The 23,950-nt window shown below is 41.3% G+C and carries 21 protein-coding genes and 2 tRNA genes; 21 read left to right on the forward strand and 2 right to left on the reverse strand.

Going from position 1 to position 23,950, the window contains the following annotated elements; translation table 11 throughout:
* Positions 1-3 precede the first annotated feature (3 nt).
* The 14 genes from F0342_RS23615 to F0342_RS23680 all read left to right on the forward strand — a co-directional run bounded on the left by F0342_RS23615 (position 4) and on the right by F0342_RS23680 (position 13,675).
* Positions 4-963, forward strand: a complete 960-nt coding sequence (locus F0342_RS23615) for a ribose-phosphate diphosphokinase (RefSeq protein WP_149158184.1) — start codon at positions 4-6, stop codon at positions 961-963.
* A gap of 419 nt (positions 964-1,382) precedes the next feature.
* Positions 1,383-2,036 (forward strand): 50S ribosomal protein L25/general stress protein Ctc, encoded by a 654-nt coding sequence (locus F0342_RS23620; protein ID WP_149158185.1) that lies wholly within the window; start codon positions 1,383-1,385, stop codon positions 2,034-2,036.
* 84 nt (positions 2,037-2,120) lie between these two features.
* Positions 2,121-2,678, forward strand: coding sequence for an aminoacyl-tRNA hydrolase (gene pth, locus F0342_RS23625; protein ID WP_149158186.1), 558 nt, complete (start codon positions 2,121-2,123; stop codon positions 2,676-2,678).
* Between the two features lie 131 nt (positions 2,679-2,809).
* Entirely contained in the window at positions 2,810-3,040 is a 231-nt protein-coding gene (gene fin, locus F0342_RS23630; RefSeq protein WP_148971311.1) for an anti-sigma-F factor Fin, read from the forward strand.
* Positions 3,041-3,122: 82 nt separating this feature from the next.
* The gene (gene mfd / locus F0342_RS23635) at positions 3,123-6,653 is read left to right on the forward strand and encodes a transcription-repair coupling factor (protein WP_149158187.1); all 3,531 of its coding nucleotides are present in this window, start codon (positions 3,123-3,125) and stop codon (positions 6,651-6,653) included.
* Between the two features lie 310 nt (positions 6,654-6,963).
* Positions 6,964-7,500: a stage V sporulation protein T gene (gene spoVT / locus F0342_RS23640; RefSeq protein ID WP_149158188.1), complete on the forward strand. Its 537-nt coding sequence runs from the start codon at positions 6,964-6,966 to the stop codon at positions 7,498-7,500.
* Positions 7,501-7,679: 179 nt separating this feature from the next.
* Positions 7,680-9,299: a putative polysaccharide biosynthesis protein gene (locus tag F0342_RS23645; protein WP_262481871.1), complete on the forward strand. Its 1,620-nt coding sequence runs from the start codon at positions 7,680-7,682 to the stop codon at positions 9,297-9,299.
* 13 nt (positions 9,300-9,312) lie between these two features.
* Positions 9,313-10,773: a bifunctional methyltransferase/pyrophosphohydrolase YabN gene (gene yabN, locus F0342_RS23650; RefSeq protein WP_149158189.1), complete on the forward strand. Its 1,461-nt coding sequence runs from the start codon at positions 9,313-9,315 to the stop codon at positions 10,771-10,773.
* A gap of 22 nt (positions 10,774-10,795) precedes the next feature.
* Positions 10,796-11,065, forward strand: a complete 270-nt coding sequence (locus tag F0342_RS23655) for an RNA-binding S4 domain-containing protein (RefSeq protein WP_044340650.1) — start codon at positions 10,796-10,798, stop codon at positions 11,063-11,065.
* A 97-nt stretch (positions 11,066-11,162) separates the two neighbouring features.
* A complete protein-coding gene (yabP, locus tag F0342_RS23660; protein WP_044340620.1) occupies positions 11,163-11,465 on the forward strand; it encodes a sporulation protein YabP in 303 nt (100 codons plus the stop codon).
* Positions 11,462-12,115, forward strand: coding sequence for a spore cortex biosynthesis protein YabQ (gene yabQ / locus F0342_RS23665; protein WP_149158190.1), 654 nt, complete (start codon positions 11,462-11,464; stop codon positions 12,113-12,115). Before yabP ends, yabQ begins: the two co-directional genes overlap by 4 nt.
* 43 nt (positions 12,116-12,158) lie before the next feature.
* Positions 12,159-12,548, forward strand: coding sequence for an FtsB family cell division protein (locus F0342_RS23670; RefSeq protein WP_113971049.1), 390 nt, complete (start codon positions 12,159-12,161; stop codon positions 12,546-12,548).
* A 74-nt stretch (positions 12,549-12,622) separates the two neighbouring features.
* Positions 12,623-13,051, forward strand: coding sequence for a S1 domain-containing RNA-binding protein (locus F0342_RS23675; RefSeq protein ID WP_149158191.1), 429 nt, complete (start codon positions 12,623-12,625; stop codon positions 13,049-13,051).
* Positions 13,052-13,204: 153 nt separating this feature from the next.
* Positions 13,205-13,675 carry a DinB family protein gene (locus F0342_RS23680; protein ID WP_188048679.1) on the forward strand — a complete coding sequence of 157 codons (471 nt, stop codon included), beginning with the start codon at positions 13,205-13,207 and terminating at the stop codon, positions 13,673-13,675.
* A gap of 71 nt (positions 13,676-13,746) precedes the next feature.
* On the opposite strand, the gene F0342_RS23685 is transcribed toward F0342_RS23680, so the two are convergent.
* Both F0342_RS23685 and F0342_RS23690 read right to left on the reverse strand, forming a co-directional pair.
* A tRNA-Glu gene (locus F0342_RS23685) sits at positions 13,747-13,818 on the reverse strand.
* 8 nt (positions 13,819-13,826) lie between these two features.
* A tRNA-Met gene (locus F0342_RS23690) sits at positions 13,827-13,903 on the reverse strand.
* A gap of 287 nt (positions 13,904-14,190) precedes the next feature.
* Between F0342_RS23690 and spoIIE the strand changes: the two genes are divergently transcribed.
* From spoIIE to F0342_RS23725, 7 genes are all read left to right on the forward strand, one after another.
* Positions 14,191-16,683 (forward strand): stage II sporulation protein E, encoded by a 2,493-nt coding sequence (spoIIE, locus tag F0342_RS23695; protein WP_149158193.1) that lies wholly within the window; start codon positions 14,191-14,193, stop codon positions 16,681-16,683.
* Between the two features lie 96 nt (positions 16,684-16,779).
* Positions 16,780-17,520, forward strand: coding sequence for a VWA domain-containing protein (locus F0342_RS23700; protein ID WP_149158194.1), 741 nt, complete (start codon positions 16,780-16,782; stop codon positions 17,518-17,520).
* Positions 17,489-18,496, forward strand: a complete 1,008-nt coding sequence (locus F0342_RS23705) for a protein kinase domain-containing protein (RefSeq protein WP_149158209.1) — start codon at positions 17,489-17,491, stop codon at positions 18,494-18,496. Before F0342_RS23700 ends, F0342_RS23705 begins: the two co-directional genes overlap by 32 nt.
* Positions 18,497-18,562: 66 nt before the next feature.
* A complete protein-coding gene (gene tilS, locus F0342_RS23710; RefSeq protein ID WP_149158195.1) occupies positions 18,563-19,969 on the forward strand; it encodes a tRNA lysidine(34) synthetase TilS in 1,407 nt (468 codons plus the stop codon).
* A gap of 3 nt (positions 19,970-19,972) precedes the next feature.
* Complete coding sequence (hpt, locus tag F0342_RS23715; RefSeq protein ID WP_034762998.1) at positions 19,973-20,521, forward strand: hypoxanthine phosphoribosyltransferase; 549 nt, start codon at positions 19,973-19,975, stop codon at positions 20,519-20,521.
* Positions 20,522-20,623: 102 nt separating this feature from the next.
* A complete protein-coding gene (gene ftsH, locus F0342_RS23720) occupies positions 20,624-22,585 on the forward strand; it encodes an ATP-dependent zinc metalloprotease FtsH (RefSeq protein WP_149158196.1) in 1,962 nt (653 codons plus the stop codon).
* Positions 22,586-23,167: 582 nt separating this feature from the next.
* Positions 23,168-23,935 carry a type III pantothenate kinase gene (locus F0342_RS23725; protein ID WP_172655809.1) on the forward strand — a complete coding sequence of 256 codons (768 nt, stop codon included), beginning with the start codon at positions 23,168-23,170 and terminating at the stop codon, positions 23,933-23,935.
* The last annotated feature ends 15 nt before the right edge of the window (positions 23,936-23,950 follow it).

Below are 23,950 nucleotides of genomic sequence, written 5' to 3' on the forward strand. Positions count from 1 at the left end.
ACAATGCCAAACTCTTATATTAATTCCAAATTAAAAATTTTCTCCCTTAATTCAAACTACCATCTTGCAAAGGAAATTGCAGATGAAGTCGGAGTTGAATTAGGGAAATCTTCTGTTAAGCGTTTTAGTGACGGTGAAATCCAGATTAACATTGAAGAAAGTATCCGTGGTTGTGATGTATTCGTCATTCAGTCTACTTGTCAGCCTGTAAACGAAAACCTGATGGAGCTTCTTATTATGGTAGATGCGTTGAAACGTGCATCTGCTAAAACGATTAACATTGTAATGCCTTATTATGGTTATGCCCGTCAGGACCGTAAAGCGAGAGCACGTGAGCCTATCACGGCTAAATTAGTGGCAAACCTTTTGGAAACAGCCGGTGCTACCCGCGTAATCACACTGGACCTGCATGCTCCTCAAATTCAAGGCTTCTTTGATATCCTGATCGACCACCTGATGGGTGTTCCTATCTTAGCGGATTACTTTGAAGATAGAGGATTCAATAACGAAGACCTTGTAATTGTATCTCCAGACCACGGAGGAGTGACAAGAGCCCGTAAGCTTGCGGAACGCCTGAAAGCGCCGATTGCCATCATTGATAAACGTCGTCCGAAACCGAACGTTGCAGAGGTCATGAATATCGTTGGTAATATTGATGGTAAAATCGCCATCTTAATCGATGATATCATTGATACTGCTGGTACGATCACGCTGGCTGCCAATGCGTTGGTGGAAAACGGTGCGAAAGAAGTATTCGCTTGCTGTACGCATCCTGTTCTTTCAGGTCCGGCCATTGAGCGAATCGAGAATTCAAATATTAAAGAGCTTGTTGTGACGAACTCTATTCCATTAGGCGAAGAGAAAATGATCGGTAAAGTGAAGTCGCTGTCAGTGGCTCCACTAATTAGTGAAGCCATCATCCGTGTCTACGAACAACAATCTGTCAGCACGCTTTTTGATTAAGAATTAATATTTGTAGTTTGTGCATATGAAGAAGAGCCTGTCCTTGTTTAGGGCAGGCTCTTCTGTTAGCTTTTGGCTCATTTTTACAATAGTTGTTGCTATCTTAAGGAAGAAAGTAGTAGTTGATTTCCTCTACAGGATGCTCGTTTTCCGCGGGGCTGGCGGTGAGCCTCCTCGGCTTCCGCCTCCGGGGTCTCACCATCGGAGCACAAACTAATTGACAGAGCTTATTTTTAAAAACAACAATCTTTGCGAAATGAGCCTTGCTTTTCTTTAAAACGCCCATCTGACAACATTCCTTAAATACCTTTCCCGTTATAAATTGATTTTTCTATGTTTATTTCAAATCACATTAGGGTAATTACTATATATAGAACTTTAACTAACATAAAAGATTAGGGAAAGGTGTTGGATTAGACATGGCAACTGAATTAAAAGCAAATACGAGAAAAGATTTCAAACGTTCTTCATTAACAAAGCTGAGACACGAGGGGAATATCCCTGGAGTCGTGTACGGCTACAAAGCAGATAATACACCGATAATGGTAGATGCCATTACGTTTATCAAAACGATTCGTGATGTAGGAAGAAACGGTATTATTTCCTTAAATGTAGATGGTAATAAACAAAATGTCATTTTAAGTGACTATCAGCAGGACCACTTGAAGGATGCCGTTACCCACGTTGATTTCCTTGCCGTTAATATGTCACAGGAAATCGATGCGGATGTTCGTATCGAGCTTGTAGGAGAAGCGGCAGGAGTGAAGGACGGCGGCGTACTACAGCAGCCGCTTCATGAGGTTTCAGTAACAGCTAAACCTAACGATATACCGGAATCAATTGAAGTCGATATTGCAGATCTTCAAGTAGGAGAAACGGTAACGATCGGAGATATTCGAGACAAATACAGTGTCGCTCTTAATGAAGAAGACGACCGTACAATTGCTTCCATTCTTGCTCCACGACAAGAAGAAGAAATTAACAGCGGTGAAGAGCAGGAAGCTGGTACTCCTGAGAATGAAGAAGGAAGAGAATCAGAGGCCAGTGAAGAAAGTGAATCCAAGAAAGAATAAAAATCAATATTTTTTGGCGTAACCTTTTGCAGGTTGCGCTTTTTACGTTATTCTAGAAGTATAAGGTCAGAAGAGGTGTTAGTCATGAAATTAATCGTTGGATTAGGAAACCCGGGATCACAATATGAGAAAACACGTCATAATATCGGGTTTGTTATTATAGATGCTTTAGCAGATCGACTGGGGGTTTCATTGAATCAGTCAAAGTTCAAAGGGATATATGGGACCTACCATTATAAAGGGGAAAAAATAGTTTTATTAAAGCCGCTTACCTATATGAATTTGTCTGGAGAAAGCATTGTTCCGCTAATGGATTATTTTAATATTGAAGACGAAGATTTGCTGGTCATTTATGATGATTTGGATTTACCTGTAGGAAAGATAAGGTTGAGACAGAAGGGGAGTGCCGGCGGACATAATGGCATAAAATCAACCATCGCTCATTTGGGCTCTCAAAACTTCAATCGCCTTAGAATAGGAATTGATCGCCCTGTAAACGGTATGAGTGTCCCGGATTATGTTCTTGGAAGGTTCAGTAAGGAAGATCAAGGAGAGTTGGATAAAGTCATCTCTGCTAGTGTGGAAGCGTGTGAAACATGGTTTGATAAACCTTTCCTCGAAGTGATGAATAAATTCAACTAACGAATTCATATATTACATTTCCAGGACTAAAAAGTCTTGGTAACCTTCCATCATAATTCCTGTAGAGAGTTGAATAACTCCCCCCTAACAGGTTCATACTAATTGTATAAATGTGTATGGAGGGAAATGGTATGGCGATCCATTATCAGTGTCGACATTGTGGTACGAATGTTGGAACACTTTCAAACGTATCTGTTCATTCAGAGCAGCTCGGGATTCATACGCTGTCAGATGAAGAGCGGTTACACATGGTACAGTATCAGGACAACGGAGATATCCAAGTGAAGACCATATGTGAAGATTGTCAGGAGAGTCTGGAGAGAAACCCTGACTATCATCAATTAGATCATATCATTCAGTAAGAACGCTTTGGTTGAGAACCAAAGCATTTTTCTGTTTACAGTTGAGATTATATAGAAAGATCCAAAGGGGAGGAGCGTACACTTGAAAGGTATTTTAAAACAGGTTCACCAAAGTGAAGAAATTCAGTCCATCATCGCTGGAGTGGAGGATCAATTATCAGAACAACTTGTCGCAGGATTGTCTGGCTCATCCCGAACAGCATATATAGCGGATGTATACTTACAAACGGGTAAATCCACCATAGTAGTTACCCATAATTTGTTTCAAGCCCAGAAAGTCTATGACGATCTCATTCAGTTTCTATCCGAGGATGAGGTATATTTATATTCTGCTAATGAGTTAATCGCAGCGGAATTAAGTGTGGCGAGTCCGGAACTGAGAGCTCAACGGATCGAAGTGTTGAATAAGCTTTCTCAGAATCAATCGGGTGTATATATTGTTCCCGTCGCAGGATTAAGAAAGATCCTTCCTCCGAAATCGATGTGGGAAATGAATCAAATCCGTTTTAAAACGGGTGAAGATATCGATTTGGACGAAGTATTGAATCAATTGGTTCAAATGGGCTATCAGAGGACGGGAATGGTCAGCACACCTGGTGAATTCAGCCTTCGCGGGGGAATCGTTGATGTATTCCCATTAACGTCCCAGAATCCTGTCCGAATCGAATTATTTGATACCGAAATTGATTCGATTCGCATCTTTTCTGTTGAGGACCAGCGTTCGATTGATAAACTTAACTCTATGGAAATAGGTCCTGCCACAGAAGTCTTATTGAATTATGAGAACATCGAAAGGCTCATCCGCGAAATGGAAGCTGGACTTTCCGTCAGCTTAAAGAAGGTGAAAGCGGCAGCAGTAAAGGAAAAGATGACAGAGTACATAGGGCATGAAGTGGATCAGCTTGAAAACGGACAAGTTCCCGAGCAAATATTCAAGTACTTGTCCCTGGCGTATGATCATCCTAGTAGTTTGCTAGATTATTTACCTGACGACGGGGTCATTTTCTTTGACGAATTCAGTCGTGTACAGGAGATGAGTGAGTCCCTTGAGAAAGAGGAAGCAGAGTGGTATACCTCGTTGTTGCAAGAAGGACAGATCATCCATGACGTACCTGTATCCCATGCGTTTTCCAAGTTGATTAGTGAAACGAAGCTGCCAAAGGTTTATTTTTCACTTTTCCTGCGTCATATTCCCAATACAAGCCCGCAGAATATCTTTAATGTTTCCACAAAGCCCATGCAGAATTTTCATGGGCAGATGAATGTTTTAAAGGCAGAATTGGATCGCTGGAAAAAAGGGAAATATACGGTTGTCTTACTGGGACCGGATGAAGAACGGGTCAAGAAACTTCAAAGGGTACTGGACGATTATAAAATTGAAATCGCCTTTGTAGAAGATGGAGATAAGCTGCTGCCGGGCACGATCCAAATGATCAACGGCAGCCTTACGAACGGATTTGAGCTTCCCCTTCAGAAACTGGCCGTTATTACAGAAGAGGAACTATTCAATAAGAAAACCCAAAAGAAGCCCAGAAGGCAAAAGCTTTCAAACGCTGAGAGGATCAAAAGCTATTCTGAGCTGAAAGTGGGGGACCATGTGGTTCATGTGAATCACGGGATCGGTAAATTCCTTGGGATTGAGACCTTGGAGATCAATGGTGTTCACAAAGATTATCTCCATGTGAAATATCAGGGAAATGACAAGCTCTATGTTCCAGTAGATCAAATTGAACTTGTCCAAAAATACGTCGCTTCAGAAAACAAGGATCCAAAGCTTTACAAGCTGGGCGGAAGTGAATGGAAGAAAGTCAAGTCGAAGGTTCAGTCTTCTGTTCAGGATATAGCAGATGATCTTATTAAGCTCTATGCTGAACGGGAAGCGGCAAAAGGCTATGCATTTTCCCCCGATGGTGACATGCAAAGAGAGTTTGAAATGGTGTTTCCATACGAGGAAACCGATGACCAGCTGAGATCTGTAAGTGAAATTAAGCACGATATGGAAAGAGAACGGCCGATGGACCGCTTATTGTGTGGAGACGTAGGTTATGGAAAAACAGAAGTGGCCATTCGAGCAGCCTTTAAAGCCATTGCCGATGGAAAGCAGGTCGCTATTCTCGTACCAACCACCATCCTTGCTCAGCAGCACTATGAAACGATCAAGGAACGTTTTCAGGACTTCCCGGTTGAAATTGGATTATTAAGTCGTTTCAGAACACGAAAGCAGCAGCAGGAAACGACGAAGGGTCTTAAGAACGGAACAGTGGATATCGTAGTGGGTACTCACCGTCTTCTTTCTAAAGACATTCAATACAGGGATATAGGATTATTGATCATCGATGAAGAACAACGATTTGGAGTTACTCATAAAGAAAAAATCAAACAATTAAAAACGAATATTGATGTGTTGACCCTAACGGCTACACCGATTCCACGAACTCTCCATATGTCGATGCTTGGAGTAAGGGATCTATCTGTCATTGAAACACCGCCGGAGAATCGGTTCCCGGTTCAGACATATGTAATGGAATACAATGGTGCTTTGATCAAGGAAGCTATTGAAAGAGAAATGGCCAGAAACGGTCAGGTGTATTTCCTATACAACCGAGTAGAGGATATTGAAAGAAAAGCAGACGAAATTTCCATGCTTGTGCCAGATGCGAGAATAGCCTACGCACACGGACAAATGAGTGAAAATGAGCTCGAAGCCGTGATTTTAAGCTTCCTTGCTGGTGAGTATGATGTACTGGTCACTACGACGATCATTGAAACAGGTGTGGATATCCCGAATGTGAACACATTGATTGTCTTTGATGCCGATCGGATGGGCTTATCTCAACTCTATCAATTAAGAGGAAGGGTAGGACGTTCGAACAGGGTGGCCTATGCCTATTTTACCTACCGTAAAGATAAGGTGCTGACGGAAGTCGCCGAAAAACGATTGCAAGCGATAAAAGAATTTACTGAGCTCGGTTCAGGATTCAAGATTGCCATGCGTGACCTGACGATCCGTGGAGCAGGAAATCTTCTGGGGGCACAGCAGCACGGCTTTATTGATTCTGTAGGATTTGACTTGTACTCTCAAATGCTGAAAGAAGCCATCGAAGAGCGAAAAGGAGATCTTCCGAAACAGCCGGAGTCGAGCTTTGAAGTGGACATCGAAATCGATGCCTATATTCCGGATGATTATATTAAAGATGGGCATCAAAAGATCGAAATGTATAAACGATTCCGCTCCCTCTCTTCGCTTCCTGAAATCGAAGAACTGGAAGAAGAAATCCTTGACCGTTTCGGGGAGTATCCAGAGGAAGTCGGTTATCTATTCTTAATCTCTGAAATGAAAATATACGCCAAAAATACAAAGCTAGAGTCCATTAAACAGGATAAGAAATCAGTGAACATCTTTATGTCGCCAGACGGAACTGCGCAGATTGATGGATCCAAGGTCTTTACCTTATGCAATAAACACGGCCGGGCTGTTGGCCTCGGAATGGAAGGATCTAAGCTTAAAATATCCATCAATACCTCACGTTTGGAATCATCGAAGTGGTTTAATATGGCATATGACATCATTAAGCATTTAGATGAAGCGTTAAAAGTAGAAGAAAACGCGTAATATTGATAAGAACTCCAACAAATTCATCAGATGAAATACGGAAATTCTTACCTTCGTTATAATACTGTAACCAAAATGTAAACGCGCTGATTGTTTTACTTTACTATGATAAGGGTATTAGTATTTATGCAGCTGCCAACAATGGAAAAAGATACCTGCATTAGAATTTTAGTGAAATTACAGAAAAAATAACTGAATGTGTATAGAACTTCTAAGTTGTAAGATACTAAACTCAACAATGGTAAAGTATTCAATAACAAGTTGGTACATTGCCAAATAAAATCATCTGATGAAAGTGAGGCAACTATAGATGAAAGCAACTGGTATTGTTCGTCGTATTGATGATTTAGGGCGTGTCGTCATTCCGAAAGAAATTCGTAGAACATTAAGGATTCGCGAGGGAGATCCCCTTGAAATCTTCGTCGATCGTGACGGAGAAGTCATCTTAAAGAAATACTCCCCAATCAGTGAACTTGGTGACTTTGCTAAGGAATACGGCGAAGCATTATACGACAGCCTTGGAAGCGCAGTGTTAATTTGTGATCGAGATGCTGTAATCGCCATCTCAGGCGCTTCAAAGAAAGAATATTTAAATAAGAACATCAGTGAACTGGTTGAGAAAGTCATGGATGACCGTACGTCTCTGTTACACACTCAACAAGGACAAGCTGAGCTTGTCGATGGACACGGTGAAGATCTGGCTTCCTATACGATCGCCCCGATAGTCGCAAATGGTGACCCGATTGGTGCCGTTGCGATCTTCTCGAAGGAGCGTACAGTAGGCGAAGTGGAACAAAAGGCAGTAGAAACGGCAGCTGGCTTTTTAGCAAGACAAATGGAGCAATAATCTAAAAGAGCGGCATTTAGCCGCTCTTCTTTTTTTATCTTTGGCCTGATAAACGATGCCGTTCAGAGAAAACAGAAAGCTCTTTATGGTAAAATGACCAGTACATAAACGATTTTTTCTCTGCCTGAGCAGACTGAAAGAGCATTGAAAAAAGTGGTACAGAAAGGCAGGGAAACTGGTTGAGTAAGAAGTACTCTTCCAATCAATTTTTGAAAGGGGCAATGGTATTAACGGTTGCTGCACTAGTGACGAAGATATTAAGTGCAGTTTATCGGGTGCCGTTTCAAAATATTGTTGGGGATATTGGTTTTTATATCTATCAGCAGGTGTATCCTTTTTATGGAATTGCTATTGCATTATCCACCTATGGATTCCCTGTGATCATCTCGAAGTTAGTAGCCGAGAAAATAGAAAATAAAGATGTAGAAGGAGCGAAGAATGTAGTCGTCACCTCTTTCATGTTCCTATGTATCGTTGGATTAAGCTGGTTTCTTATCGTGTACTTTGGAGCAGGGGTGATTGCCGGTTGGATGGGGGATCCACTCCTAAAACCGTTGATTCAAGTCATTTCATTATCCTTCCTGTTGTTAGCTCCCCTTTCTGTTCTGAGAGGTTACTATCAAGGAAAGGAAGATATGGTGCCCACCGCTGTTTCACAGGTGACAGAGCAAACGATAAGAGTGGCGACGATTCTTGTATTTTCAACTATTTTGGTGTCTCAGGGATATTCCCTGTATATTGCGGGGAACGGAGCGCTATTCGGTTCGATAACCGGTGGACTGGGAGGTTTGTTGGTTTTACTTTTCATAGTGACTGCACGCAGGGAAAGGCTGTTTTCACGCAAGTCCCTGAGGTTGTCCCCAGATTATTTACACATTTGGTCACGGTTATTAATGAACGGAACAGCCATTTGTGTAAGTGCCATGCTGCTGGTCCTTCTTCAGTTTGTTGATTCCTTGAATGTATATTCTCTCCTGGCCACATCAGGTATGGACAAGGAGTTAGGGAAAACGTGGAAGGGGATTTATGACCGGGGTCAGCCCTTTGTCCAGCTCGGGACAGTAGTGGCCACCTCCATTTCCCTCACTATCGTACCGTTGGTGACAAGTGCCTACTTGAAAAAGAAAGAGAATTTGATAAGGGAGTACAGTCAGTTATCCCTTAAAATCAGTATTACCATCGGATTTGCAGCTACATTGGGAATCATCAATATCATGGTTCCTACCAATACGATGTTATTCGAAAATGCATTGGGCTCTAAGGTGATCGCCGTTTTCTGTCTTTCCATATTCTTTAGCTGTCTTATTCTTACGTTTGCAGGTATTTTCCAAGGGATCGGTAAGATTTATTACCCGGCATTCTGTATTTTGATAGGCATTCTCTTAAAATATATCGGCAACGCCTATCTTATCCCCGTCATGGGCATTATGGGAGCGTCCATCGCGACGGTCGTTTCTTTAGCCGTTATTACCTGTATGATGATCTTGAAACTAAGGAGATTATTCCCTATCCGGTTTTTCCCACTTTCATTCTATAAAACCTTATTGCTGAGCGGTGCAGCCATGACCATCGTGTTACAGGTTTTCCTGCAGATTTATGATACACTTTTAGACAAAGGAATGCCTGAACGAGAGCTTTCTGTCCTTTTTTCTTTAGGAGGAGCGTGTATTGGTGCTATCATTTTTCTGATTGTATTTTTAAGAGGAAATGTCCTCTCCAGAGAAGAAATGGGTTTCTTGCCGTTTGGTAGTAAATGGGTAAGGCTGATGAATATCATGCAACCAATGAATAAAAAGTAGCGAGGAGATCAATATGCATACAATAACAATTGTGGGTTTAGGTGCAGGAGACATCGAACAGCTCCCATTAGGAGTGTACCGATTAATTAAGAATAGCTCACATCTATACTTACGTACGAAGGAGCATCCAGTCGTAAAGGATTTAATGGCAGAAGGAATAGAGTTTCAATCCTTTGATGCTGTATATGAAAAGTATGATCAGTTTGACCGTGTATATGAAGAAATTGTATATGAACTGGTTAGGGAATCTGAAAAGCATTCAATCGTCTACGCCGTTCCAGGTCATCCACTAGTGGCTGAGAAGGCTGTTCAAATGCTTTTGGAACTTCATGAAGAAGGAAAGATACAAGTGTCGATAGGCGGGGGTCAAAGCTTCATTGATGCTCTGTTTGCTTCTGTCGGAGCGGACCCGATCGATGGCTTTCAGCTGTTGGACGGTACGAGCTTAAAGCTTCACGACATTCATATGAATCAGCAGCTCATCATCGGTCAGGTGTATGATGCCTTTATCGCTTCTGAGGTGAAGATTACCCTGATGGAACTCTATCCATATGATTATGAAGTCATGCTTGTCACAGCGGCTGGCAGCAAGGAAGAGAAGGTAGATAGAATCCCCCTGGTAGAACTTGATCGTGTGGCCCACCTCAGCAATTTAACTAGCTTGTACGTCCCGGCTGTGAAAGAAAGGGCATCCACGTATAAACAATATGCAACATTGAGAGAGATCATCTCGACCTTGAGGGGACCAAATGGATGTCCATGGGATAAAGAGCAAACGCATCATTCCCTAAAGAAATACTTACTCGAAGAAACGTACGAATTATTGGAAGCCATTGAGGAAGATGATATTGATCATGTGATTGAAGAATTGGGGGATGTCCTGCTCCAGGTCATGCTTCATGCCCAAATAGGGGAGGATGAAGGAATGTTCACCATGGAGGAAGTGATTGAAAGTCTTGCTTCCAAAATGGTCCGAAGACACCCTCATGTATTCGGTTCGGTTCAAGTAGAAAATACGGAACAAGTGAAAGCGAACTGGGATGAAATCAAGAAGCAAGAAAAGCCGGAGGATCATGAACCGATGCTTAAGAACGTTGCCAAAGGAATGCCGGCTCTCATGAAGGCATACGAATACCAGAAGAAAGCCGCAAAAGTAGGATTTGATTGGCCAGACCCAATAGGTGCCTGGGAAAAAGTATGGGAAGAATTAAAGGAGTTTGAAAACGAGGTCGAGAATAATAGTGAAAACCATATCAAAAAAGAATTTGGAGATATTTTATTCGCGCTTATCAATGTGGGCAGATTCTATAAGATATATCCAGAAGAAGCCCTGTCTATGACCAATACAAAATTTTACCGACGCTTTTCTTATGTGGAGGAACAGGTTTTGAAAACGGGGAAGAGCTTTGAGGATTTCACTTTAGAAGAATTAGACCAATTTTGGAACGAAGCAAAGAAGATGAATATCGAATAAGGGGAAATGAATAATGGTATCCATGAGATTAGATAAATTTTTAAAAGTATCAAGACTGATTAAAAGAAGAACGATGGCTAAAGAAATTGCCGACCAGGGCCGTATTACAGTGAATGGACTGCAAGCAAAAGCGAGCTCTAACGTGAAGGTTGGAGACGAATTAAGCGTGAGGTTTGGTCAAAAGATTATGAGGGTAAAGATAGAAAGGCTTCTTGAAACAACCAAAAAAGAAGAAGCGAGTGGGCTTTATTCCGTACTTTCAGAAGAAAGAGTTCAAGAAGAAACGGAATAAGGATTACATAGTAAGAGGCTCTATTTTGGTTCTATTTTTCTCCCGAAAACATAAACATAGTTACAAAGCTTGTACTATTGGAATGTGAGGGATGGGTATGAATCAATATTATGATGGAAACAAAGATAAAACGACTTTTCAAGAACATGACGTCATGATGAGGGGCCGCAAGCTTCTTGATATCACGGGTGTCAAACAGGTTGAAAGCTTCGATAATGAAGAGTTTCTACTCGAAACCGTTATGGGCTTCTTGTCTGTCAGAGGTCAAAATCTACAAATGAAAAATCTGGACGTGGACAAAGGCATCGTCTCCATTAAAGGAAAGGTGTTTGATCTCGTTTACCTGGATGAACAAAATGGGGAGAAGGCTAAAGGCTTCTTTAGCAAGCTATTTCGATGACACTCTCAACCCAGTTCTACACCATGCTCTCCATGATCGGAATGGGAGCTTTATTTGGTGCGACACTAGACACGTACAATCGGTTCTTAAACCGGTCTGAAAGAAAACGGTGGCTTGTATTCTTAAACGATATTATGTTTTGGGTATTACAAGCCCTATCGATTTTTTATATTTTATTTGTCGTCAATTTTGGTGAGATCCGTATTTATATTTTCGTTGCTTTGCTGTGTGGCTTTGCTGGTTATCAGGCCCTCATCAAGCAGCTTTATCTTGCCTTTTTGGAACGGGTGATCTTATTTTTTATCTCCCTTTATAAATTTGGTGTAAAAATGGTGGAAAAATTAATTTATTCACCGATAAAATGGATAATTGTGCTTCTCATTACCATGGTTTTATCTGTAGGAAAAGGGCTCATATCCGTCATAATCTTCCTTTTAAAGGTGATTTTGAAGGTGTTACAGTGGGCGATTAAGCTCGTAACGGCTCCAATATGGTGGATATTAAAGGGTATTTGGAATTTATTGCCGAAAAATCTTACAAAAAGAGTCGAGAAGTTATATAATAAAGTGGCAGGAATTTTTAAAGAATATATCAAAAAAGTATATAGAGTGGTAGAAAAGTTCAAAAAGAAACCTAAAGACAAGAAATAGGGCTTAAGGCTTTGCCACTCCATATTGTAAAGGAGGTTTGGGAATGAGAAAAAACGTGACACCAATGGAAAATGAATATGTTCGTCATCAGGAGCATATGCATCATTCTTCTTCTAAGAGAAAAAAGCGTTTGGTCCGTCGATTAGCAGTATTTTTAATTTTAGTATTGGCAATTAGTGGATTTTTAATTTCGACTCTCATTTCCAGAGCCCAGGTTTTAGAAGATAAACGTACTGAAAAAGCACAATTAGAAAAAAAGTTAGAACATCTAAAAGATAAGCAAACCGCGTTGGAAGAAGAGATTGTGAAGCTTAACGACGACGAATATATAGCCAAACTGGCGCGCCGGGATTACTTTTTATCAGATGAAGGTGAGATTATTTTCAACATACCTGAACCAGATAAAGAGAAAGAAGAAGAGGTGTCTTATTGACACTCTTTTTTTTAATTGGCTATAATATATAGTAAGGTTTATCTTTTATCATTTTAAGGAGGAGCATTTCTTTTATGTCAATCGAAGTAGGCAGCAAGTTACAGGGTAAGGTAACAGGTATTACAAATTTTGGAGCGTTCGTGGAATTATCGGAAGGTTCAACAGGTTTAGTTCACATTAGTGAAGTTGCAGACAACTATGTTAAGGATATTAACGAACACCTTAAAGTTGGCGACGAAGTAACAGTTAAGGTTATTAATGTTGAGAAAGATGGAAAGATCGGTTTGTCCATCCGAAAAGCGAAAGAGCAACCACAACGCCCGCAGCGCCCTCAGCGTCCTCAACGCCCGCGTAATAATAATAACAAACAGAACGACACACGTACTAAAGAGAGTTTCGAACAAAAGATGGCACGTTTCTTGAAAGACAGTGAGGATCGTTTATCATCTTTAAAGAAAAATACTGAGTCTCGTCGTGGTGGAAGAGGGGCGAAAAAAGGTTAACTTGCTGTCTATTAACTCATATAGCAGGTTGTGAACGGAAAACAGGCATACTCATAAGGATGAGTGTGCCTGTTTTTTTTATAGTGTAGAAAGGAAAACGACCTGCCCCCATCGAATAAAATAGTCTTAACTAATTTTATGGAGGCAGCCATTATGAAAAAAGAACAGATAATCGATCATTATGAATCGTTTAAGCTGTGGCTTAATGAATTGAAAAGGATTAATGATAAAGAGTGGTTTCAGCCAATGGAGGAAAGCAAGTGGTCGATTGCTGCAAATGTTTCTCACATGATCAAATGGGACCAATATTCATTAGTAGAGATTCTTCCAAATGTTTCAGAAGGAGCGCAGTTGTCTCCTTTTCCAGATTTTCAACGTTTTAATGGAGAAGCTGCAGAATATGCGCATGACGTGGTTAATAAGGAAGCTTTGATTGAAGAGGGTATCAAAACACGCGAATCGATTATAGCTTATGTAAGTAGCTTATCTGATGATGATTTACAACATTCGTTCTTAGTAGGAGATCAAAGCTTTACTCTTGAAGAGTTTTTTGAAGACTTTATCGGTCATGATAAACATCACCAGGAGCAAATTGAAGAAGTTGTGTCTGCAGAAATAACGTGATGTTCCTCTCTTCATTCGAAAAGAGCTGAATATAAAAAAAGACTATCATAAATGATAGTCTTTTTTTACTATGACCCGTACGGGATTCGAACCCGTGTTACCGCCGTGAAAGGGCGGTGTCTTAACCGCTTGACCAACGGGCCATGAAATATGGTAGCGGCGGAGGGGATCGAACCCCCGACCTCACGGGTATGAACCGTACGCTCTAGCCAGCTGAGCTACACCGCCATATTTATACACCTTTTAGGCACAAAAACTATGATACATAGAAAGAATTATCTTGTCAATATAATCTAGTAAAGAATTTGTCAAAATTCCCTTAAGCATAGTCGCATAAGCGTTTAAGAGGGAAAAAGAAGAAAAGAAGAATAGGTATAACAAGAATATTCTGAATATTTTACCGGAATCTATAGAAAGTCGTCGAAACTTTCTTGGTATGTATTCCCTCATTTTGACAAAGTTTTAAGCTTGTACCATTTATACTTAACAAAAAAGAAATGGGGAGTGTTTCATACATGGGGAAAGCCGATCAGTCAATCATAGAACCTGTTCAGAACGTGGACATTGAACACACTAGGGTGGAACTATCCAAAAGAGTCAAGTCTATTTATTCGAAACTGGAGTGGCTGTTCGTAGAAAAGGGGATCGCTTTATTCGTCATCGGATTTTTATTGGGTAGAGCGTTAATCCTTTCACATTTAACGCCGTTTGCACTGCCGTTCTTTGCCTCTGTTTACATTATTCGAAGAGAGAAATCTCCCATTGCACTAATCGGTTTGCTTGCAGGAGCTCTCACTTTATCTCTTCCTAGTATCAGTTATACGTTTGTCAGTGCGGTAATATTCCTATTAGCATTTCGATTGACTCAGAAATATCACAAGAATAATTTGAAAGTCGTCGCTTTTTATGTCTTCTTCACAGTAATAGTAGCAAAGCTTTCATTCGATTATATCCAGCAAGGACAAGCACTGACGGTGTACAACGGAGTAATGGCGTTAATAGAAGCATGCCTTGCCTTTCTTTTAACGTATATCTTCATTCAAAGTGTACCCCTTGTAACCGTACAGCGTAGAAGGAAATCGTTGAAAACAGAAGAAGTGGTCAGTCTGATCATTCTTTTAGCATCCATCCTGACAGGTACAATCGGATGGTCTGTATACAACCTGTCTGTAGAACATGTGTTATCAAGATACTTAGTGCTGCTGTTTTCCTTCATAGCAGGGGCTACCGTGGGCTCCACAGTAGGGGTTGTTACCGGGCTTGTTTTCAGTTTAGCCAATGTTTCCAGCTTTTATCAAATGAGCTTGCTTGCTTTCTCGGGGCTTCTGGGCGGCCTTATGAAAGAAGGAAAGAAATTCGGAGCAGCAATCGGTTTGTTAATCGCTACTTTATTAATGGGGATGTACGGAGAAACAGATACGGTCATAACGAAAACCTTATATGAATCGGGAGTTGCGATTTTACTCTTATTTTTAACCCCTCAAAGTTTAACATCTAAAATTGCCAAACATATTCCGGGAACAACAGAATATCAGCAGGAACAACAGGGATATATGCGGAGAGTGAGAGATGTGACCGCTAATAGGGTCACGCAGTTTTCCTCGGTGTTTCAAGCTTTGTCCAATAGTTTTCAACAAATAGAAGACCGATTTGAAGAGGAGGAAGATAAAGAGTTCGATTATTTCTTAAGCAATGTGACAGAGAAAACGTGTCAAACCTGTTTTAAGAAAGATCAGTGCTGGGCCCGAAATTTTGATAAAACCTATAATCTAATGAAAGATGTCATGACCGAGTATGATCAGGGCCGTGTCCCCCTGTCTCCAAAAATTGCTAGAGAAGTAGAGAAGCATTGTACGAGAGAGAAAAAACTGAAAGAAACAATATATCAGGAGTTGACCTTCTATCAAGCGAATCTGAAATTAAAGAAGCAGGTCCAGGAAAGCAGGAAGCTGGTCGCCGACCAATTACTTGGAGTATCAGAGGTGATGGGGAACTTCGCGAAAGAAATTCAAAGAGAAAGGGAGAATCATCATATTCAGGAAGAACAAATCTTATCGAGTATCGGAGAGTTTGGAATCGAGATTGAAAACATTGAAATCTATAACCTGGAACAGGGGAATGTTGATATAGATATGACCATGCCTTATTGCGGGGGACATGGACAGGGTGAAAAGCTGATTGCCCCGATGCTATCGGATATATTAGGTGAAAATATCATTGTTCAAAAGGAGGAGTGTGCTCAATTTCCGAACGGTCAATGTCATGTGACCTTCCAATCTGCCAAGAAATTTGTAGTGGATACCGGAGCTTCTCATGCAGCGAAAGGGGGAGGGCTGGTATCAGGAGACAGCTACTCGATGATTGAATTAGGAAGGGGAAAATATGCCGTTGCGATTAGTGACGGAATGGGGAACGGAGAACGTGCTCACTACGAAAGCAATGAAACATTGAGGCTTTTGAAAAAGATACTGGAATCCGGGATTGAAGAACAGGTAGCGATCAAATCCATCAACTCGATTTTATCTCTCAGAACGAATGATGAAATTTTCTCCACATTGGATTTAGCCATGATCGATCTGCAGAATGCGTCATCGAGATTCTTGAAAATTGGTTCAACCCCGAGCTTCATTAAGCGGGGAGATAAAATCATAAAGGTAGAGGCAAGCAATTTACCCATGGGCATGCTTCAGCAGGATTTCGATGTGGACGTCGTATCTGAGCAGTTAAAAGCAGGCGACCTTCTCATTATGATGAGTGATGGCGCCTTTGAAGGCCCGAAACATGTAGAAAATTATGACCTCTGGATGAAGAGGAAAATAAAGGAGCTGGAAACGGAAGAACCACAAGAAGTGGCCGATATTCTAATGGAGGAAGTGATCAGGTCGAGCTCCGGCTTAATAGAAGATGATATGACCATTGTGGTTTCAAAAATCAAACATAATATACCGAAATGGTCGTCTATCCCTGTGCAAAAATCGAAAGCGAAGGATAAAAAGAAAATTTCCTAGGACGAATATTCACCCTATAAAAATAGTTAACTAGAGTATAAATCCCTCCTTATTCGGCGAAGATGGTAACAACTTTAGAATGAGGAGGGGAGTCTGATGAAGCCAGGTACACTTCGTCAAATTCTATTAATTACGGATGGTTGCTCAAATCAAGGTGAAGACCCAATTGCGATGGCGGCTCTTGCGAAGGAGCAGGGAATCTCAGTGAACGTTATTGGGGTCATGGATAATGATGTGATAGATGATAATGGAATGCAGGAAATTGAAGGAATTGCTCTATCGGGGGGTGGAGTAAGTCAGATTGTATATGCTCAACAGCTTTCTCAAACTGTACAAATGGTCACGCGTAAAGCGATGACACAAACCTTACAGGGGGTTGTAAATAAAGAGCTGAAGCAAATCCTTGGTAAATCCGCATCCATGGAGGAGCTTCCTCCCGAAGAACGCGGGGAGGTCATGGAGGTTGTCGATGAACTGGGAGAATCCGTTGATATGGAAGTGTTGATTCTTGTCGATACGTCTGCGAGCATGAAGCATAAGCTTCCCACAGTTAAGGAAGCCTTATTGGACCTGTCATTGAGTCTGAATGCCAGAATGGGAGACAATAAATTTTCCGTGTTTGTATTTCCCGGGAAACGACAAGATGTCGAAAAATTGCTGGATTGGACACCGAAACTCGAAACATTAACGAGTATATTCTCTAAATTGTCTCCAGGTGGAATTACACCAACAGGTCCTGCGATCTCAGAAGCTATCACTCACTTTAAGAAAAAACGTTCATTAAGGGGATTGCTCTCTCGTGGCGATGATGAACAATACTTCGAAGAAACCATTTAATTTCCCACCTGGAACAGTTATTAGAGGAAAATGGTATAAGCAAATCTACACCATTGTAAAAGAATTAGGATATGGTGCGAACGGAATCGTTTACCTGGTACAAGGTTCGTCTGGATATCAGGCGTTAAAGATGAGTGAAAGCAATGTATCCATTACCTCGGAAGTGAATGTATTAAAATCTTTCTCTAAGGTCCAAGGTGCTCCCCTTGGGCCAAAGCTTCTTGATGTGGATGATTGGGAGTATCGGGGACAGAAAATACATTTTTACGTGATGGAATATATTCAAGGTACTGACTTGCTGTCATTTGTTCAATCAAAAGGATTTTCGTGGACAGGAGTACTCATTGCTCAGCTCCTGACAGACCTGGAGCGAATTCATAAGGAAGGATGGGTCTTTGGGGATTTAAAACCTGAAAACTTGATCGTCACCGGACCTCCTTACCGAATTCGTTGTATTGATGTTGGGGGAACCACCATCAATGGCCGTGCAATCAAAGAGTTTACGGAGTTTTTTGATAGAGGATACTGGGTGGGGGGATCGCGAAGAGCCGAACCTTCTTATGATCTTTTCTCTGTGGGGATGATCCTCATTAATTTAGCCTATCCAGGGCGTTTCACTAAGGCAGGAAACGGGAATATGCAACAATTAAAGCAGGCGATCGGTTCCAAGGACCAACTGAAGAAGTTTGAAGGATCGATCCTTGATGCCTTGGAAGGGAAATTTCAATCTGCCAGTGATATGAGGGTCAGCCTCCTGAATGGACTTTCTCACTCTCAGCCAGTAAAGCAGCCAAAATCGAAACCTAAAGTCAGTAGACCTGTTTCAACGAGCTCTCATGTAAATTCATCCGCATCACATACAAGTAGATATCAAAATCACCGAAATAAAAAATCAAGTCACTTTCTTGAGACTGTGCTCGTGGTGATGATTGTGTCGTTATTATATGCTTTGTATATCTATGGAGAATTGATGTAGTGTAAGAGTGTGAGAATTCAGCGGGTATTGGTACAATGGGGAAAATGGTTTTAGGAAGAGGACGTTATGTTAGAGCAAACGATTAAAAGGTTTATTCAAGACCATAGTTTGATTGAAAAAGGAGATCGTATTATGGTGGCAGTGTCGGGAGGCCCTGATTCCTTAGCGCTGCTCCATTTTCTTGATTCGAACAAAGCTGAGTGGGAAGTAGAAGTCATGGCGGCTCATCTTGATCATATGTTCAGAGGAGAAGAATCCTATCAGGAACTCTTGTTTGTCAAAGAATACTGTAATAAGCGAAACATCCCCTTTTACGGTGAAAGAGTGGATGTATCAATGGAGATCGAGCGGACGAATGGAAGTTTGCAGGAAATTGCCCGTCAAATTCGCTATGCATTTTTGATGGAGGTCATGGAAGAAGCATCTGCTACGAAATTAGCTCTTGGCCATCATGGGGATGATCAAGTAGAAACCATCCTGATGAAGATGACAAGAGGAGCATCCGGGGCTAGCAGAGCCGGGATTCCCTTGAAACGATCCATTGCTGCAGGTTTGATCATACGGCCGTTTCTTTCTGTTACAAAAGAGCATATAGAGAAGTATTGTGAAAGGCACGATCTAAACCCGAGGAGAGACCCCAGTAATCTGAAGGAAGATTATACTAGGAACCGGTTCAGAAAAAAGGTTCTTCCTTTTTTGAAAAAAGAGAATCCTCATGTTCATCTCCAATTTCAACGATTTAGTGAAGAATTGGTAGAAGATGAGGCGTATTTAGAGGAATTAACAAGGGAAAAGTTGAATAAGGTATGGAATAACACTGAGGATTTCTCCTCTTTACATATCGATGGTTTTCTTGAAATGCCTCAGCCTTTACAAAGAAGAGGTATTAATCTAATATTAAACTATCTTTACAAACTTAGACCATCTTCCTTATCGTCTATACATATTTACGATGTATTGGGTATATTAAAAGGAAAAACGCCTAATGCCAGCTTGGATTTACCAAATGGGCTTAAGGTAACAAGGGCGTATCATACATGTTATTTTCATTTTGGGGAATTAGCGTCAACCGAAGCTCCTTATTGTCACGAGATACAGGTTAATGAAACGCTTGAACTTCAAGGTGGATATCAGTTCCTTCTTTATTTTTCTTCCTCGTTAGCAGAGGATTGTACCGGTGATAGGATCTACATTGATCCGGACAAGGTTACCCTGCCTTTATATGTGCGTACGAGAAAGAGCGGAGATCGAATGAAAGTGAAGGGGTTGGAAGGCTCAAAGAAGCTTAAGACACTCTTTATTGACGAAAAAGTTCCTGTTCACCTCCGTGACGAGTGGCCGATTGTAGTGGACGCAGATAACCACATACTTTGGGTTCCGGGAATGAAAAAGTCTAATTACGATTTGGGAGAAGAGCAAGAAAATAGTTTGGTACTACAATTTAAGAGCAATCATCTTCTAGGAGGCAGTTGAACATTGTTAAACCAAGATATTGAAAAAGTGTTAATTTCAGAAGAAGAACTTCAAGAAAAGATTAAAGCATTAGGTGCACAATTAACAGAGGAATATCAAGACCGTTTTCCTTTGGCAATTGGAGTTTTAAAGGGCGCGATGCCATTCATGGCCGACCTTTGTAAACGTATGGATACGCATATGGAAATGGATTTCATGGATGTATCCAGCTACGGGAACTCTACTGTCTCTTCAGGAGAAGTAAAGATTGTGAAAGATTTAGATACGAAAGTGGAAGGTCGCGATATCCTTATCATTGAAGATATCATCGACAGTGGCTTAACATTAAGCTACCTGGTGGAGTTATTCCGTTATCGTAAAGCGAAATCCATCAGCATTGTCACGCTGCTTGACAAGCCGACTGGACGTAAAGCTGATATCAAAGCGGACTACGTGGGCTTTATTGTCCCTGACGAGTTCGTCGTCGGATATGGTCTTGATTACGCTGAAAGATACCGTAATTTGCCGTATATCGGAGTTTTAAAACCAAGAGTGTATACAACAGGAGAATAAGTATAATCTAAAGAGGAATCTTGTAAGTGCAATTTGTTGTAATGCCATGATTTTCTATGATACTATTTTACTTAGTTTGTTTACCGTGGGAGGAGGTAAGGGATGAACCGGATCTTTCGAAACACCATATTCTATTTACTGGTCTTTTTAGTGATTATAGGTGTGGTGAGTTATTTCAGTAACAACAACGAGCCAACCAAAAATATCGAGTACAGTACGTTTATTAATAACCTTGAAGACGGAGACGTTTCTTCTTTTTCAATTCAGCCTGGCAGGGGCGTTTATGAAGTAAAAGGACAGATGGAAGGGGCTAAAGAAGGAGAGTACTTCTTAACCTATGTCCTTACTACAGATGGAAAGTTAATGGAGAAGATCAATACGGCAGCATCAGAGCAAGGAATTGATGTGGAAGTATTACAAGCCAAAGAAACAAGCGGCTGGGTATCTTTCTTTACAACGATCATTCCATTTGTCATTATCTTTATTCTGTTCTTCTTCTTACTTAACCAAGCTCAAGGCGGCGGAAGCCGTGTCATGAACTTTGGGAAAAGTAAAGCAAAGCTATATAGTGAAGAGAAGAAGAAAGTTCGCTTTAAAGATGTAGCGGGAGCAGATGAAGAGAAGCAAGAACTTGTAGAGGTAGTGGAATTCTTAAAGGATCCACGCAAATTCTCTGAAGTGGGTGCCCGTATTCCAAAGGGTGTCCTTCTAGTAGGACCTCCAGGTACAGGTAAAACCTTACTTGCACGAGCAGTGGCTGGAGAAGCAGGAGTTCCTTTCTTCTCAATCAGTGGTTCCGACTTCGTTGAAATGTTTGTCGGTGTCGGTGCATCTCGTGTACGTGATTTATTCGAAAATGCGAAGAAGAATGCACCTTGTATCATTTTCATTGATGAAATTGATGCAGTCGGTCGTCAACGTGGAGCAGGTCTGGGTGGAGGTCACGATGAGCGTGAACAAACCCTTAATCAGTTACTAGTCGAAATGGACGGTTTTGGTGCTAACGAAGGTATTATCATCGTCGCTGCAACAAACCGACCAGATATTCTGGATCCCGCATTGTTACGTCCAGGACGTTTCGACCGTCAAATTACAGTGGATCGTCCTGACCTTAGAGGACGTGAAGCGGTTCTTAAAGTTCATTCGCATAATAAACCGCTTGATGATTCAGTGGATTTAAAAGCGATTGCGATGAGAACACCAGGATTCTCTGGAGCCGACTTAGAAAACCTTCTGAACGAAGCAGCTCTTGTAGCAGCCCGTGAGGATAAGAAGAAAATCGATATGCGCGATATTGATGAAGCAACAGACCGTGTCATTGCAGGTCCTGCTAAGAAGAGCCGCGTCATATCTGAAAAAGAACGTAAAATCGTGGCTTTCCATGAAGCGGGTCACACCGTTATCGGATTAGTCCTTGATGAAGCAGATATGGTACATAAGGTGACCATCGTCCCTCGTGGGCAAGCAGGCGGATATGCCGTTATGCTTCCGAAAGAAGATCGTTACTTTATGACGAAGCCTGAGCTTCTTGATAAGATTACCGGTTTACTTGGTGGTCGTGTAGCAGAGGAAATCATCTTCGGTGATGTATCAACCGGTGCTCACAATGACTTCCAACGTGCAACTGGAATCGCACGTAAAATGGTCACTGAATATGGTATGAGTGATAAGCTTGGACCACTTCAGTTCGGTCAATCACAAGGTGGTCAAGTGTTCTTGGGACGCGACATCAATAGTGAGCAAAACTATTCAGATGCCATCGCATATGAAATTGACCTAGAAATGCAGCGTCTAATCAAAGAAAGTTATGAGAGAGCGAAGCGAATTCTTACTGAGAATCGAGACAAGCTTGAACTCATTGCGAAAACATTATTAGACATCGAAACATTAGATGCGGCGCAAATCAAGCATTTAATGGATCACGGTAAACTACCGGAGCGAATCTATGAATCCGATCAGGAAAATAGTGACGTGAAAGTAAATATCCAAAAGAAAAATGAAGAAAACGTGATCGAAGAAGATACGGCTTCAAAAGAAGACGACTCTAACTCAGATCGCACCTAATATTGAGGGATGCATCCATTTATGGGTGCATCCTTTTTTTGATTACAGAATCTTATGCTTGTCACCTCTGGGCAAAGCCCTTGCGCTTTTATACTCGTCCAGCTCAGGCATGATAAAAATTAAAGTCATATGCAAAATAGTCCCAAAAGGTAAGTGAATGAGATAAGCTGAATCGGTCCTTATTAACGTTAAACATTGGCAACAAATTGATTTTTGAGAATAAACGCCCACCATATTTAAAATAGGGGCTTCTTTTGTTTATCTATAATTAGGAAGTCATAATGACAAGCACAGAGTGGATTGTAGCGGAAGGCACTTGACTCCTGCGGGAAATAGAGGAAAGGTCGAGACCCCGCAGGGCGAAGCTCGAGGAGGCTCGACTTCCTCCCCGCGGAAAGCAAGTGCCTGGAGCGGAAAGGAACGGTCAAAGATTTCGCGTTATCACTTATGGTAAATGAATTTTTTGGAAGTTACGCAAAACAAATGGACCTAACCAAGCCGGTTCCGCTTTTGTACCTATTCTAAATAAATTATGGTATGATGTTGGCAGTGTGAAAACAATTGGCTTAGTAGGTGAGGATATTGATTTTTGTAATGGATGTAGGGAATACCAATATTGTGTTTGGTGTATATGAAAATGACCATTTAAAATATCATTGGAGAGCTGAAACGAATCGACATAAAACGGAAGATGAGTTCGGAATGCTTGTGAAGAATCTGTTCGAGCATGTGAAGCTGACGTTTGACGAGATTGACGGAATCATCATTTCCTCCGTTGTCCCTCCAATTATGTTTAGTTTGGAACGTATGTGTGAGAAGTATTTTAATATTACTCCGCTCGTCGTTGGTCCTGGAATAAAAACCGGTTTAAATATCAAGTATGAAAACCCAAGGGAAGTCGGAGCGGATCGAATCGTTAATGCTGTCGCTGGTATTCACGAATACGGTGGTCCTCTCATTATTGTCGACTTCGGTACAGCGACGACGTATTGCTATATCAATGAGGAAAGACAATATATGGGTGGAGCGATCGCACCTGGAATCGGCATTTCAACAGAAGCCCTGTACTCGAAGGCTGCTAAATTGCCAAGGATTGAAATTGCCCGTCCTGAGCACATCATTGGCAAGAATACCGTAACGGCTATGCAAGCGGGTATTCTCTATGGATATGTTGGACAAGTAGAAGGTATCGTTCAAAGAATGAAAGCACAAAGTAAGAAGGAACCAACTGTCATTGCAACGGGAGGATTAGCGACATTGATTTCGAAAGAATCCAACAGCATCGACGTCGTAGATCCTTTCCTGACATTAAAAGGATTAAAATTAATCTACAAGAGAAACATGAACTAAAGTGAAAGGAGCTTC

Source organism: Bacillus sp. CH30_1T, assembly GCF_008364765.1.
Classification (GTDB): Bacteria; Bacillota; Bacilli; order Bacillales; family Bacillaceae_B; genus Rossellomorea.

Bases quoted from the DNA above. Each gene is read 5' to 3' on its own strand.
- yabQ (WP_149158190.1), top strand. From the start codon at position 11,462: ATGACACTCTCAACCCAGTTCTACACCATGCTCTCCATGATCGGAATG.
- F0342_RS23655 (WP_044340650.1), top strand. From the start codon at position 10,796: ATGAGATTAGATAAATTTTTAAAAGTATCAAGACTGATTAAAAGAAGA.
- pth (WP_149158186.1), top strand. From the start codon at position 2,121: ATGAAATTAATCGTTGGATTAGGAAACCCGGGATCACAATATGAGAAA.
- tilS (WP_149158195.1), top strand. From the start codon at position 18,563: ATGTTAGAGCAAACGATTAAAAGGTTTATTCAAGACCATAGTTTGATT.
- yabN (WP_149158189.1), top strand. From the start codon at position 9,313: ATGCATACAATAACAATTGTGGGTTTAGGTGCAGGAGACATCGAACAG.
- ftsH (WP_149158196.1), top strand. From the start codon at position 20,624: ATGAACCGGATCTTTCGAAACACCATATTCTATTTACTGGTCTTTTTA.
- F0342_RS23620 (WP_149158185.1), top strand. From the start codon at position 1,383: ATGGCAACTGAATTAAAAGCAAATACGAGAAAAGATTTCAAACGTTCT.
- F0342_RS23680 (WP_188048679.1), top strand. From the start codon at position 13,205: ATGAAAAAAGAACAGATAATCGATCATTATGAATCGTTTAAGCTGTGG.
- spoIIE (WP_149158193.1), top strand. From the start codon at position 14,191: ATGGGGAAAGCCGATCAGTCAATCATAGAACCTGTTCAGAACGTGGAC.
- spoVT (WP_149158188.1), top strand. From the start codon at position 6,964: ATGAAAGCAACTGGTATTGTTCGTCGTATTGATGATTTAGGGCGTGTC.
- F0342_RS23705 (WP_149158209.1), top strand. From the start codon at position 17,489: ATGATGAACAATACTTCGAAGAAACCATTTAATTTCCCACCTGGAACA.
- yabP (WP_044340620.1), top strand. From the start codon at position 11,163: ATGAATCAATATTATGATGGAAACAAAGATAAAACGACTTTTCAAGAA.
- fin (WP_148971311.1), top strand. From the start codon at position 2,810: ATGGCGATCCATTATCAGTGTCGACATTGTGGTACGAATGTTGGAACA.
- F0342_RS23670 (WP_113971049.1), top strand. From the start codon at position 12,159: ATGAGAAAAAACGTGACACCAATGGAAAATGAATATGTTCGTCATCAG.
- F0342_RS23615 (WP_149158184.1), top strand. From the start codon at position 4: ATGCCAAACTCTTATATTAATTCCAAATTAAAAATTTTCTCCCTTAAT.
- F0342_RS23675 (WP_149158191.1), top strand. From the start codon at position 12,623: ATGTCAATCGAAGTAGGCAGCAAGTTACAGGGTAAGGTAACAGGTATT.
- F0342_RS23700 (WP_149158194.1), top strand. From the start codon at position 16,780: ATGAAGCCAGGTACACTTCGTCAAATTCTATTAATTACGGATGGTTGC.